The sequence below is a fragment of the Rhizobium rhododendri genome (assembly GCF_007000325.2).
Lineage (GTDB): Bacteria > Pseudomonadota > Alphaproteobacteria > Rhizobiales > Rhizobiaceae > Rhizobium > Rhizobium rhododendri.
Genome location: NZ_CP117270.1, coordinates 1 through 12,149 on the forward strand (window position 1 = coordinate 1; position 12,149 = coordinate 12,149).

12 protein-coding genes are annotated in these 12,149 nt (G+C 57.8%); 9 read left to right on the forward strand and 3 right to left on the reverse strand.

Going from position 1 to position 12,149, the window contains the following annotated elements; genetic code table 11:
• The 4 genes from repA (at position 1) to PR018_RS26805 (ending at position 5,753) form a co-directional block, all read left to right on the forward strand.
• Positions 1-1,212: a plasmid partitioning protein RepA gene (gene repA / locus PR018_RS26790; RefSeq protein WP_142824948.1), complete on the forward strand. Its 1,212-nt coding sequence runs from the start codon at positions 1-3 to the stop codon at positions 1,210-1,212.
• A 2-nt stretch (positions 1,213-1,214) separates the two neighbouring features.
• Positions 1,215-2,255 (forward strand): plasmid partitioning protein RepB, encoded by a 1,041-nt coding sequence (repB, locus tag PR018_RS26795; RefSeq protein WP_142824949.1) that lies wholly within the window; start codon positions 1,215-1,217, stop codon positions 2,253-2,255.
• Positions 2,256-2,408: 153 nt separating this feature from the next.
• Complete coding sequence (gene repC / locus PR018_RS26800) at positions 2,409-3,698, forward strand: plasmid replication protein RepC (protein WP_142824950.1); 1,290 nt, start codon at positions 2,409-2,411, stop codon at positions 3,696-3,698.
• A 195-nt stretch (positions 3,699-3,893) separates the two neighbouring features.
• Positions 3,894-5,753 (forward strand): DEAD/DEAH box helicase, encoded by a 1,860-nt coding sequence (locus tag PR018_RS26805; RefSeq protein ID WP_142829298.1) that lies wholly within the window; start codon positions 3,894-3,896, stop codon positions 5,751-5,753.
• An 88-nt stretch (positions 5,754-5,841) separates the two neighbouring features.
• On the opposite strand, the gene PR018_RS26810 is transcribed toward PR018_RS26805, so the two are convergent.
• The gene (locus tag PR018_RS26810) at positions 5,842-6,051 is read right to left on the reverse strand and encodes a cold-shock protein (protein WP_111221169.1); all 210 of its coding nucleotides are present in this window, start codon (positions 6,049-6,051) and stop codon (positions 5,842-5,844) included.
• Positions 6,052-6,566: 515 nt separating this feature from the next.
• On the opposite strand from PR018_RS26810, the gene PR018_RS26815 reads away from it, so the two are divergent.
• Positions 6,567-6,905: a hypothetical protein gene (locus PR018_RS26815; protein WP_142832637.1), complete on the forward strand. Its 339-nt coding sequence runs from the start codon at positions 6,567-6,569 to the stop codon at positions 6,903-6,905.
• Between the two features lie 6 nt (positions 6,906-6,911).
• On the opposite strand, the gene PR018_RS26820 is transcribed toward PR018_RS26815, so the two are convergent.
• A complete protein-coding gene (locus tag PR018_RS26820) occupies positions 6,912-8,576 on the reverse strand; it encodes an IS66 family transposase (protein ID WP_219276076.1) in 1,665 nt (554 codons plus the stop codon).
• A 279-nt stretch (positions 8,577-8,855) separates the two neighbouring features.
• On the opposite strand from PR018_RS26820, the gene PR018_RS26825 reads away from it, so the two are divergent.
• The 4 genes from PR018_RS26825 (at position 8,856) to PR018_RS26840 (ending at position 11,499) form a co-directional block, all read left to right on the forward strand.
• The gene (locus PR018_RS26825; RefSeq protein WP_257625764.1) at positions 8,856-9,950 is read left to right on the forward strand and encodes a histidine kinase dimerization/phosphoacceptor domain -containing protein; all 1,095 of its coding nucleotides are present in this window, start codon (positions 8,856-8,858) and stop codon (positions 9,948-9,950) included.
• 3 nt (positions 9,951-9,953) lie between these two features.
• Positions 9,954-10,400, forward strand: a complete 447-nt coding sequence (locus PR018_RS26830) for a response regulator (protein WP_142824953.1) — start codon at positions 9,954-9,956, stop codon at positions 10,398-10,400.
• 109 nt (positions 10,401-10,509) lie between these two features.
• Positions 10,510-11,226 (forward strand): Crp/Fnr family transcriptional regulator, encoded by a 717-nt coding sequence (locus PR018_RS26835; protein WP_224127988.1) that lies wholly within the window; start codon positions 10,510-10,512, stop codon positions 11,224-11,226.
• A 39-nt stretch (positions 11,227-11,265) separates the two neighbouring features.
• Positions 11,266-11,499, forward strand: coding sequence for a DUF6894 family protein (locus PR018_RS26840; RefSeq protein WP_247749357.1), 234 nt, complete (start codon positions 11,266-11,268; stop codon positions 11,497-11,499).
• 110 nt (positions 11,500-11,609) lie between these two features.
• Here PR018_RS26840 and PR018_RS26845 read toward each other — a convergent pair whose 3' ends face one another.
• Entirely contained in the window at positions 11,610-12,038 is a 429-nt protein-coding gene (locus PR018_RS26845) for a DUF3597 domain-containing protein (protein WP_142824955.1), read from the reverse strand.
• Between the last annotated feature and the right edge of the window lie 111 nt (positions 12,039-12,149).

The window sequence follows — 12,149 nt, forward strand, 5'->3', positions numbered from 1 at the left end:
ATGAATATGGCAGCAACGCTCGGAAAGCCTATTTCGGAGGTCGACCAGCTTATCATCGGCCAAGCCCGAGAGCTGTCCGACAAGCTGAAGCAGCACCGGCTCGAGATGTTTCCGCCGACCGCGCAGAAGACGCTCAGGCAGTTTCATCTCAGCGAAGCCGCGCATTTTCTTGGCGTCACCAGTGGCCATCTGCGTAACCTGTCGCTCGAATCAAAGGGGCCGCTGCCGCAGGTTACACCATCAGGCCGTCGCTCCTACACGGCGGAGCAATTGCTGGAGATGCGTCAGTATCTGGAGCAGAATGGTCGCGCCGGCCAGCACTACGTACCGCATCGCCGCGCCAAGGACCATCTGCAGGTCATTGCGGTCGTGAATTTCAAAGGCGGGTCGGGCAAGACAACCACGGCGGCCCACCTCGCCCAGCATCTGGCTTTGACCGGGCATCGCGTTCTGGCCGTCGATCTCGATCCGCAGGCCAGCCTTTCGGCGATCCACGGCTTCCAGCCCGAATTTGATCTCGATGAGAACGAGACGCTTTATGCTGCGATCCGTTATGACGAGCGTCGGAGACCGCTTAGGGAAGTCGTGCGGAAAACCAATTTTCCGGGTCTCGACATCGTGCCGGGCAACCTCGAACTTATGGAGTTCGAGCACGATACACCGCGTATCCTGGCGCAGGGGCAGGGCAACGACTACGGGCGCATCTTTTTCGCACGGCTGGACGAGGCCTTGTCATCTGTATCCGACGATTACGACGTCATCGTTATCGACTGCCCTCCCCAGCTTGGATTTCTGACAATGAGCGCGATTTGCGCCGCCACGGCGGTGCTCATCACGGTACATCCGCAGATGCTCGATGTGATGTCCATGTGCCAATTCCTGCAGATGCTCGGGGAAATCCTGAACACCTTGAAGGGTGCGGGCGCCGATATGAACCTCGACTGGATGCGCTATCTCGTGACGCGCTACGATCCGACCGATGGACCGCAAACGCAGATGGTGGCGTTCATGAGATCGATGTTCAAGCAGCACGTCCTCACCAACCCCATGCTGCGAAGCGTTGCGATCTCCGATGCTGCGCTTACCAACCAGACCCTCTACGAAGTAGATCGCAGCCAGTTCACGCGCACCACATACGACCGTGCGTTGGAATCGATGGAGGCTGTGAATGCTGAGATCGCCGCGCTGGTCCACAAAGCATGGGGTCGCTGATTATGGCCAGGAAGAACGTCCTTTCCGGATTGATTTCCGAACCCGAGGCAAAGTTTACTGCGGTAAACTCCAGTCAACAGACCTCCGTGCCTGAGCGCCAGACGAGCGGCTACAAGGGCGTTGGGGCACTTGGCGCAGTGACACGCAGTATCGACGCGCTTGCAGCCAAAGCCGATGCGGCCAAGGCGATCGAGGCAAAGCTCACGGCCGGCGAGGTGGTCATCGAGCTTGATCCGGATATGATCGAGGACTCCTTCGTGTCCGACCGCCTCGTGCAGTTGGATGCCAAATTCGACGAACTGGTCGAAGCAATACGTCTACGCGGCCAGGATTCACCGATTCTCGTGCGTCCTCACCCATCCCGAGACGGCAAATACCAGATAGCCTTTGGCCATCGCCGTGCTCGCGCCGCAAAGACACTGGGCCGCCCTGTCCGGGCTGTCGTCAAGAAGCTGGACGATCGCGATCATGTCATCGCGCAGGGCCAAGAAAACAGCGCCCGGGCAGATTTGTCCTTTATCGAACGCGCCATGTTTGCAGGTCGGCTGGAGAAGCGAGCCTTTGACCGCGAAACGATCATGGCCGCGCTCAGCGCCGACAAGACTACGGTTTCGAAGATGTTGTCGGTCATCAACCGCATCCCCACCGCGGTTGTTGATGCAATTGGACCGGCCTTGGCTGTTGGCCGCGACCGTTGGCATGACCTGGCGACGCGTTTCGACACGCCCGAGAATGTCATGCGAGCGGGTGAATTTATCACGCGTCCGGAATTTCTTGGTGCCGTAGCAGACGACCGCTTTGATTTGTTGAGCGCATTTCTTGCAGGACGGGGAGAGGCGAGGTCTGCGACCGTCGTGAAACCTGTTTCGGAGTGGCGCGAGCAAAGCGGTGCTGCAAAAGCGGAAATCAAGGCTGGTGGCAAGAAGTATACGATTGCCTTGAAGGCGGAGAACGGTCCGGCCTTTGGCGCTTATATCACCAAAAATCTTGATCGGCTTTACCAGGCCTTTCAGGAAGAGACCAAGTTGGAAGCAGGAGACTAAACGCAAAAGAAAAAGGCCCCCAAACGTTGCCGTCGTGGAAGCCCTTCTCGTAGTTGGCGCTTAGAGAATCACATTTCCACGAATCTTAGTCAAGAGTCTTTGGCACCAAATTGGGTGAGCGGATTTCTTTTGCCTTGAAAAAGGTGAAGGACGATGCAGACCGGACATATATCGACGCCCTTTGGTGGGCGTTCGATGACGCTTGGCATGCTGGCAAGCCAGTACGACGCGAGTGAGATCGACGCTGACGCCTCGGTCGACAAATGGAAGTTATTTCGAGCGCTGTGCGAAGCGCGGCAGATGCTCGGGGTCAGCGATCGCGCGCTGGCTGTTTTGAACGCATTATTGAGTTTCTACCCCGGTAACTTGCTTTCGGCAGCCAACGGACTGGTGGTCTTCCCTTCCAATGAGCAATTGGCCTTGCGTGCCCACGGTATAGCGCCTGCGACATTGCGCAGACACCTTGCCGCTCTCGTAGAGACAGGCCTGCTTATCCGCCGGGATAGCCCGAACGGCAAGCGCTACGTCCGCAGGGGCGGCGATGGTGAAGTTGCGCAGGCTTTTGGTTTCAGTATTGCTCCGCTGATCTCCCGGGCTGAAGAAATCAATGTGCTGGCGGCTGAAGTGGTCGCCGAACGTCAATTTCTCCGTGTCACGCGAGAAAAGCTCACATTGTGCCGACGCGATGTCGGCAAACTTATCGAGACGGCCATGGAGGAGGGGGCACCCGGCGATTGGTCAAGCATATACGAGCACTTTCGGCGCCTTGTGATGCGAATTCCTCGCCTACCGACAGCGGCAGACATCCAACCTATTCTGGAAGATATGAGCATGTTGCGTGATGAAGTCGTCAACCTACTGGAAACATGTCTAAAAACACAAAAACAAAGCGGCAATGAGTCCCGAAATGAGCAGCACATACAGAATTCAAAATCCGAATCTATCACTGAACTTGAATCAGCTTTAAAAATAAAGCAGGGCGACGCTGAGGGGGCAGAGCAAAAGCTAAGCCTTGTGCCTGTTACACAAGACCAGCAGGATAATAGCCGCCAACCGGTGGAGGGCGGCGGCAGGCAATTTGCGGATCTGGGCGGTTTGAAGTCCTTTCCACTCGGCCTCGTGCTTCGGGCTTGCCCCGAGATTGCGATGTATGGCCCGGGAGGAGTGATCTCGAGTTGGCGCGACATGCTGACGGCCGGCGTTGTGGTCCGATCGATGCTCGGCGTCAGTGCCAGCGCCTACGAGGAGGCCTGCCAGGTCATGGGACCGGAGAATGCGGCAACTGTCATGGCCTGCCTGCTGGAAAGATCCGGTCAAATCAACTCGGCCGGCGGCTATCTGCGCGACTTGACCAGAAGGGCGGAACGAGGGGAATTTGCCATTGGGCCAATGCTCTTGGCGCTGGCTCGTAGCCATGGCTTAGAAGACAGGAGGTCAGCATGATTGCCTTCGCCCCGCTTGCACCGTTAAGCTTCACGTGGATAGCATGCCGGTATATGGCGGACTGCTCTGTACTTTTGAACGGAGACCACGTATATGCCGGGCTCATGAAGAGGCCTGCGACGTGCTGGCCGCGGCGATCTGCGCCTTCCGGGTTTTTTTCTGCCGGCGCGAACACCGAATTCCGAAAGACCAGATATGACTGAATTCGAAGGCATCGTTCCTCCGATTGCGCAGGCGTTGACCAAACGCGGTTACGAAGCGCTCACCCCCGTGCAAAAGGCGATGCTTGATCCCAAGCTCGGCAATTCGGACGTTCTCGTTTCCGCGCAGACCGGCTCGGGCAAGACCGTGGCATTTGGCCTCGCTCTTGCCACGACGTTGCTTGGCAAGGGTGAACGCTTCGGCCAGGCTGGTCGTCCACTGGCGCTGGCGATCGCTCCGACCCGCGAATTGGCTCTGCAGGTGCAGCGCGAACTCGAATGGCTGTTCGAGCTGACCGGTGCCACGATTGCTTCCTGCGTCGGCGGTATGGATATGCGAACAGAACGACGTACGCTCGATCGTGGCGTTCATATCGTCATTGGTACACCTGGCCGCCTTTGCGACCATATTCGCCGTAACTCGCTGGACATTTCCGAGCTGCAGGCCGTTGTCCTCGACGAGGCCGATGAAATGCTCGATCTCGGCTTTCGTGAAGATCTGGAGTTTATCCTCGAGAACTCGCCAGCCGAGCGGCGCACGCTGATGTTTTCGGCCACCGTGCCGCGCTCGATCGCGGCGCTTGCCAAAAGCTACCAGCGTGATGCAGTGCGTATCAGCACCGCCGCTGAGACGAAGCAGCATGTCGATATCGAGTATCGCGCCCTGACCGTCGCCGGAAGCGACCGCGAAAATGCGATCATCAATGTCCTGCGCTTCTACGAGGCGCCGAATGCCATCGTATTTTGCTCGACGCGCGCAGCCGTCAACCATTTGACAGCCCGTTTCAACAACCGTGGTTTCTCGGTCGTTGCCCTTTCCGGCGAACTCAGCCAGAGCGAGCGCACTCACGCGCTGCAGGCTATGCGTGACGGGCGCGCCCGCGTTTGTATCGCCACCGACGTCGCCGCTCGTGGTATCGATTTGCCCGGTCTCGACCTCGTCATCCATGCGGATCTGCCGACCAATCCGGAAACGCTGCTGCACCGCAGCGGTCGCACAGGCCGTGCCGGTCGCCAGGGCGTTAGCGCCATGATCGTGCCCACCAGCGGTCGTCGCAAGGCGGAGCGTCTGCTCGAGGCTGCGCGTATTAATGCGACATGGGCAAAGCCACCGTCGGCCGACGATGTTACGCGCCGTGACGATGAACGTTTGCTCGCCGATCCCTTGTTCACCGAAGCCGTTCGCGAAGACGAGATTGATTTCGTCAAGAAGCTGCTGGAGCAGCACAGCGCCGAGCAGGTGGCTGCTGCGTTCCTGCGCCAATATCGCTCTGCACACTCCGCGCCTGAAGATCTACTCGATGTTGCGGTCCCTGACGACCGCAAGAAGCCACGCCGCGATGAGTTTTCTGCGCCCCGTGACGACCATCCTGCCGAGACGCGCGCCGACTTCACCGATGGCAAATGGGTTTCGCTATCGGTTGGGCGCAAGCAGAGTGCAGAACCACGCTGGTTGATTCCGATGATCTGCCGTTACGGCGACCTGACGAAGCGCGATATCGGCGCGATCAGGATGCAGCCTGACGAAACGTTCGTGGAGTTTTCGGGCGAGGCGGCAGAGCGTTTCCTTGCTGCGATCGGACCGAACAAGACACTGGAGAAGGGTATCCGCGTCAAGGCTCTCGACAGTGCGCCTGAAACCGGACGCCAAAGCCACGATGGTCCGAAGCGCAGTTTTGCGGAAAAGAACAACCGTCCGCGGACGGACGCCAAGCCTGCAGCGAAGTTCGAGCGCAGGTCCGAAGGCGCACCGGCAGCACCGGTTGAAAAGAAGCCTTGGAGCAGGAAGCCTGATTTTGCACGCGATGGCGCGAGGCCAGCTGGCGGTAAGCCAAAGTTCAAGAAAACCACGTAAAAGCTGCGCTGATTTTCAAATATTTCCGAATAAGCTGAAGGCCGGGTTTCCGGCCTTCTTTTTTGCGTGGACGTCAGGTCCGCAATTCTTAGAGGGCTTGAAGCTGTTCGGCAGAAGATTTCCCGGACCGCTTGTCCTGGACGATTTCGAAGCTGACCTTCTGGCCATCCTTCAATGTTCCGAGGCCCGAGCGCTCGACAGCGCTAATGTGCACGAAGACGTCTGCGCCGCCGTTGTCAGGCTCGATGAAGCCAAAACCCTTGGTGCTGTTAAACCATTTCACAGTGCCGGAAGCCATTTCGTAGTTCCTTCTAGTCTTGTTTTCCATGTGCCGTTTAGAAGCGGCGTTGTGACCAATATTGAAGCGCCATGACGTTGCATCAGCGTGCTTGCAATAGACCATTTGTAGAGGTAGGGCGTCGAAATGCGGTTGCAAGATGGCAATTTGCACCGTCGATATGGGACGCCTGTTGCTTAGTCCCGGAATGAAACATATCGACGGTAGGGCGGAGTTCGAGCTCAAAGGTATTGTGAGCTCGGAAAAGTTCAGCGTACAACCACAGGGTCCCTTCCCCATTTATGGTTAACCAAGTGTTACGGAAGTAATTTACTTGCTAGGTTCGTATACAGAAGAAAATATCACGCTTACAACGATATAGCGTTGTGCGAGACCGCTAAAACCTAAGCCTCGCTTGTACGTGGGGCAGATTTGGTGGCGCTGCCGGTTTGTCAGGCAATTGTGTCTCTGACTTCCTTCTATCATAATCGGCATCGTCCTTGAAGAAGACTGCCATTGGAGGATGGATCTGCGCCATGACCGACATCGATATCGACACGCTCGATGAGACCGAACTGCTAGCGTTGAACGAGCGTATCGTCGAACGGCTTCATCTTCTGCATCGGCAAAAGACAGACCAAGCGTTGCAGCAGATCAAGATCGGCAGTGCTGTGATGTTCGAGACACACGACGGCATAACGATCACGGGTATCGTCATCCGTCGCAATCGCAAGACCGTGACGATCCATTCTGATGACGAGAAGCACTGGAATGTCTCACCAACGCTCGTTAGGCTGATCGGGCGGAATGTTTTGGAGGACTTGACGCCCAAGGATGGGCGCGTGCTGCCATTCACGAAGCCCGGCAGCCGTTAGCAACGCTCAGGCTCTCGCCGCGACAAGGCCTGCTAATTGCGGGATGGCCTCGCCACCAATGCCGAGCCGGTCGCCAAGATAGTCGTAAAATGAGATGCCGAGCTTCCGGCACGTCTGCATCAGACCGAGCATTGTATCGCGTGCAATGCGACCGTCTCGGCTCATCGTGCCGCCAGAGATCTTCCGCTTGGTCACAATCGTCCGCAGGGCGCTTTCCGATGCGTTGGTGTGCAGCGGAATGTCGGGATAGTCGAGCACCTTCAGGAGTTCGTTCTTTCTTCGATGCAGCCGCTCAAGAAGCTTGTCGAGGGCCTCATAACCGGTGCGTAGAGTGAAGATCCGATCGAACCGTCGTCGGAATGCGGGAGCGGATGCTGGGGTAGGGTTCTGCTTGTAGGCTTTCAAAGCTTTGTAGTATCGCCAGATGAGATCGCGGACGACTGTGGCCCATCGCTCCTCCTTTGCGGTTGCCGGCATCAACTTTTGCACCAGACGTTCTGCATGCACCCAACAGAGGGCATGATTGCCGACGCGGAACTGGCCGGCATCGTCGGACACGATCACCATGTCACCCACCAAACCATGATGGCGGATGGCACCCCAGAGCCCGGCTTCGGCAAGCAGGCCAACGGCTTGCGTATCAAAAATGTCGACGCCCTTGCCAGCCAGATGCGTCATGAACGGAACCTGGTTGCTGAAGTGTTGCGGTTCAAAACTCCTCAGTCCGGCGGTCAACGGTGACCCACCACGGCGTTCTTCCAAGTATTCAAAAGCAGCGTCGTTCAACACATAATCCTGGTAACTGCCGCGTAGCAGCGACAGAAAATTCAGCCGTGATTTCGATTTCGTCGTGCGGAAAACGCTAAAGTTCGGGCCGCCGATGTGTGTGGCGTAACCGTTATTATGGCAATGACGGGCGCCGGTGTCGTCAACAGTGACGTAAGACGACGATACCAACCCGGCATGCAGCACCGCCGTATCCTCGGCTGCAAAGCCATCCAGTTGCCCGGTCACAAGTCGCACCACCTGGCGCTTTGAGATATCGAGACCGATATCGTTCAGCAATGTCGTGAGGCGTCCGGTCGTCACCTGCCCTTGTGTATGGAGCATCAGACAAAGACGCCTGAGGTTGAGGCCGTAGCCAGCAGTGATCCCCGCCGGCAAGGACGCAAGAATTGTCTTTCCGTCCGGCGTCAGCCAGCATTCGCGGCGGTAATGCACAAGCTCCGCCTTCATCACCAGATCGCGAACATAGATGCTTCTGTATCCCTTGAAGCGCGACCCGACGGGAGCATCGACGCGCAGGACTTCCTGCCGGCTCACCCGCTTCACATCCAGCTTCGGGCCACGGGGCTTTTTCTTATGCGCCGATATGTCGCCGGGTTTGGCATCCGTTGCCTTCTCCATGCCGGAGGAGCGAAACGGCGGCCGGGGTGGCAGGTTCTTCAGCCGGGCGATCTCGTCGCGCAGCAGCTGGTTCTCGAGTTTCAGCCGGGTGTTCTCCAGGCGAAGGGCGGCGTTCTCTTCGCGAAGCTGGATGTTGTCGACTTCAAGCTTCTCGAGCCGGGCTTCCGCTTGCAGCGACCGCTCCAGCAGACCCGTCACAAGCCCGCGCAACGCATTCAGCGAAAGCGTGTCGGCATGCTCGGGGGAGGGGAGCCGTTTCTTCATGATGGAATCGAATCATGATTTGCCCCGCTCAGGGAATCCCCCAAGCCGAGAAACAGTTATCAACGCGTGCGGTTATGCACACTTTCTAGGCCCGGCGCCGAAACGCTGCCACCGAATCTGCCCCACGTACCCTCGCTTTGAGGTCGATGGCACCAGCTGTCGAGTTGGTCGATTCCCTTCTTTCCATCCACTACCTTCACGCGCCTTATTTGCCAGGAACCAACTGAAGCTTGGAGACGTTTATCGGCTCGTGAAATTAAATTGATGTGTGGAGTTACTGTGGAGCAGCGCGACGACTGGCACCTGACCGACAGACTCAACTACGCGCATGGCAGGGGAGACCCCTTCGCCGCAGCAGTGCGCGCGACTAGAATGCCGATGGTCATCACCGACCCGTCTCAGCCCGACAACCCGATCGTCTTTTGCAACGAGGCGTTCCAGGCACTGACCGGCTACGCGCAGCACGAAGTGCTAGGTCGGAACTGCCGTTTCCTCCAGGGTCCTGAGACAGACCGTTCTGCGGTTTCAAAGATTCGTGCTGCAATCGCCGGCGGAGAAAGCGTCTCCGTCGAATTGCTTAATTATCGAAAAGATGGATCGACATTCTGGAACGCTCTGTATCTCAGCCCCGTGCGCAACGATCTCGGCGAAATCCAGTTTTTCTTTGCCTCGCAGCTCGATGTGACGAAGCACGTGGCTTTCAGCAGGACGGTCCTCGAACAGGCGGCTTTGGTAGAAAAGGAAGTCGAGCGACGGACTGCTGAACTCGAAGCGGCTCTCGAGGCAAAGACGGTGTTGCTTCACGAAGTAGATCACCGCGTCAAGAACAACCTGACGATGATTGGCTCATTGCTGAGGCTTCAGGCGCGGACGATCGGCGACCCGGTCATTACGTCGAAGCTGGAAGCGATGATGGAGCGGATCGATGCCCTGGCGACGGTGCACCGTACCCTGTACCAGTCCGGCGACGTGACAAAGTTCGACATCGGCGAATTCGCCACGAAACTGGCGGAGGATGTCATCGGGTCGAGCGGGAGAGGGGACATTGTGCTGAAATGCGATGTGGACCCCATTCTCGTGCCGGCCGGCAAGGCATCCTCCCTCGGCCTGGTTCTGAACGAGATTCTCACCAACGCCATCAAGCACGGCCTTCGCGATGGCCGGGCAGGGACGATTGCGGTTACCGGCCGCTCCGAGGGAAGCAGGGCGACGATTACTGTCGAAGACGACGGCATCGGCATGCCGAGCGAACCGCCGACAGGTTTGGGTCGTACCCTTATTAACAGACTTGCCAGACAGACGGACGCGACGGTCGACTGGTCGACGCTATCGGCCGGCACGCGCGTGACGCTGTCTCTGCAGAACGGGAATTAATCGATGGAACGCCCCAAGCCGCCCTTGAGTGTCCTGATCGTCGAAGACGAGGCCCTCCTTGCCATGGATGTGGGAATGATGGTCGAGGATGCTGGGCATACCGTCATAGGCGAGGCGGCATCGCTCTACGAGGTGGAGGAACTGGAGCCCCCTAAGGCCCCAGACATTGCCTTCGTCGACATGCAACTCGCCCGCAACACGACAGGGCTGGATGTGTGCGCGCATATCCAGAAGCGCTGGTCCCACACGATCATCATTTTTGTGACGGCGAATCCCAACAAGATACCGGACGATTTCGCGGGAGCCCATGGTGTCATCCCGAAGCCATTCTCCCGTCACGGCTTTATGAACGCTCTGTGGTATCTCCAGGAAAGCGTCTGCAGACCGCCGCCCAATGCCGCCCTTCCGGGCAGCTTCCTTGCGTCTCCCCACCTTGCTTCAACGTGGTGAGAACAGAGCTGAGGTCTTGCACAACAACAACAGCGCTGCAGCAGTGCGTACCTACGGGACAAGCGCATATTGCCTTGCGTTGCGGAGAGAGCGCCGTTAGCTTGCGTTTATGACATCACCAAGCACGGCAAACATGCTCAACCGCCTGATAAATCATCTGGACAGTCGAGATAGGGAATTGCTGGTTCCGCACCTGATACCGGTCACGCTGCCGCGACTTCTGGTGATGGCCGAGCCGCATGTCCCGGCCGATTACAGCTATTTTCCGGAAACGGGCATCGGGTCGATCATAGGTATTTCGCCGGCTGGCAGCGAAGTCGAAGTTGCCATTTTCGGTCGCGAGGGCATGTCACCGCCGAACAGCCTGTTCGAAGACACCCAAGCGCCGTTCAAGGTGTTCATGCAAGTGGAAGGCCACGGGCACAGCATCAAAAACGAAATCCTGTTTGACCTGTTGGCAGAGAGCCGCTCTCTCCGACGAACTCTCAGCCGCTATGCCCAGACGTTGTTCGTCCAGACAGCCTATACGTCGCTTTCCAATGCCACTCACTCTGTCGAGAAGCGGCTTTCGCGCTGGCTGCTGATGGTCCATGACAGGTCAGAGGGAGCTGCCTTGCCCCTGACGCACGACTTCCTGTCTTCCATGATGAACGTCAGACGCCAGAGCGTAACGGACTCGCTGCACGTGCTTGAAGGCGAGCATTTCATTTCGAACACGCGCGGCTTGGTCACAATCAGAGACCGGGATGGGCTGCAGGCTTTCGCGGGCGATGCGTATGGAGTTGCCGAAGCGGAATTCGAGCGGCTTATCGGAAGCATGAGATAGCTATCCGGAACCAATTCGTCCGATACAGTTTTGTCCTGTATGGCGAGATTTTACTTTCATATCCGGGAAGGCGACATAGTGATCGAGGATCCGGATGGCTCCGAGCTACCGGATCTGCATGCAGCAGAACTGGAGGCTGCACTTTCAGCGCGTGCCCTTGTCGTCGAGCGCATTCTGGCCGGCAAATGCATTGGCGACAGAATTCTGGAAGTGGCGGACGGCACCGGCCGGGTCCTCGCAACCGTCAGTCTCCGGTCATCCGTCGGCATTTAGAGCCTCCGAGCTAACGCCACGGCCCGCCGCGCATTCTCCTTACAAGCTACCAGCACAAAAAAACGCCCCCCGAATCCGAAGGGCGTCTGTTTTTGTTGCACGCTTCTGGATTAGTCGAGCAGTTCGGGTGGGACCTTGCCGCCATTCTCAGACAGTTTCTGCAGCAAAGCCTTGTGCAAGAAAGTATTCATCTTGGCGCTGTCGTGAACGTCTCCCTGGTAATGGAGTTCAGCTGCGAGCTCCTTGCGTTCTTCAAGGCTGGCGTCCATGCCGAGTGCCTTCATGAGGTCGACGATGGAGTGTTTCCAGTCGAGCCTCTGGCCGGACTTCTGAACAGCGGCATCGAGGATCGGGGCGACGTCAACGGACTGTGCGGGGATGGATGCCGATGGCGCGGATGGTGCCGGTGTGGCGGCGCCGGGGGCGGGATTTGAAACCGGGGTTGCCGCCGCGGTCGTGCTGGCAGTCGATGCCTGTGTTGTGCCTGCAGCCTGCGCCTGGCCGAAAATGGCGTTCTTGATGCGGTCGAAAATGCTCATGGGATATCCTCCGTTGTTTGCTTGCACATCCACAACGCAAGAGGGTCCTCACCGTTCCGTGATGAAGAGTGCCGGCCAGGAGATATGGTCATCGCAGATGGTGAAGCTCTG

What these genes read in the sequence shown, in the direction of transcription:
- repA (WP_142824948.1), top strand. Translation starts at nt 1, where the DNA reads ATGAATATGGCAGCAACGCTCGGAAAGCCTATTTCGGAGGTCGACCAG.
- repB (WP_142824949.1), top strand. Translation starts at nt 1,215, where the DNA reads ATGGCCAGGAAGAACGTCCTTTCCGGATTGATTTCCGAACCCGAGGCA.
- repC (WP_142824950.1), top strand. Translation starts at nt 2,409, where the DNA reads ATGCAGACCGGACATATATCGACGCCCTTTGGTGGGCGTTCGATGACG.
- PR018_RS26805 (WP_142829298.1), top strand. Translation starts at nt 3,894, where the DNA reads ATGACTGAATTCGAAGGCATCGTTCCTCCGATTGCGCAGGCGTTGACC.
- PR018_RS26810 (WP_111221169.1), bottom strand. Translation starts at nt 6,051, where the DNA reads ATGGCTTCCGGCACTGTGAAATGGTTTAACAGCACCAAGGGTTTTGGC.
- PR018_RS26815 (WP_142832637.1), top strand. Translation starts at nt 6,567, where the DNA reads ATGACCGACATCGATATCGACACGCTCGATGAGACCGAACTGCTAGCG.
- PR018_RS26820 (WP_219276076.1), bottom strand. Translation starts at nt 8,576, where the DNA reads ATGAAGAAACGGCTCCCCTCCCCCGAGCATGCCGACACGCTTTCGCTG.
- PR018_RS26830 (WP_142824953.1), top strand. Translation starts at nt 9,954, where the DNA reads ATGGAACGCCCCAAGCCGCCCTTGAGTGTCCTGATCGTCGAAGACGAG.
- PR018_RS26835 (WP_224127988.1), top strand. Translation starts at nt 10,510, where the DNA reads ATGACATCACCAAGCACGGCAAACATGCTCAACCGCCTGATAAATCAT.
- PR018_RS26840 (WP_247749357.1), top strand. Translation starts at nt 11,266, where the DNA reads ATGGCGAGATTTTACTTTCATATCCGGGAAGGCGACATAGTGATCGAG.
- PR018_RS26845 (WP_142824955.1), bottom strand. Translation starts at nt 12,038, where the DNA reads ATGAGCATTTTCGACCGCATCAAGAACGCCATTTTCGGCCAGGCGCAG.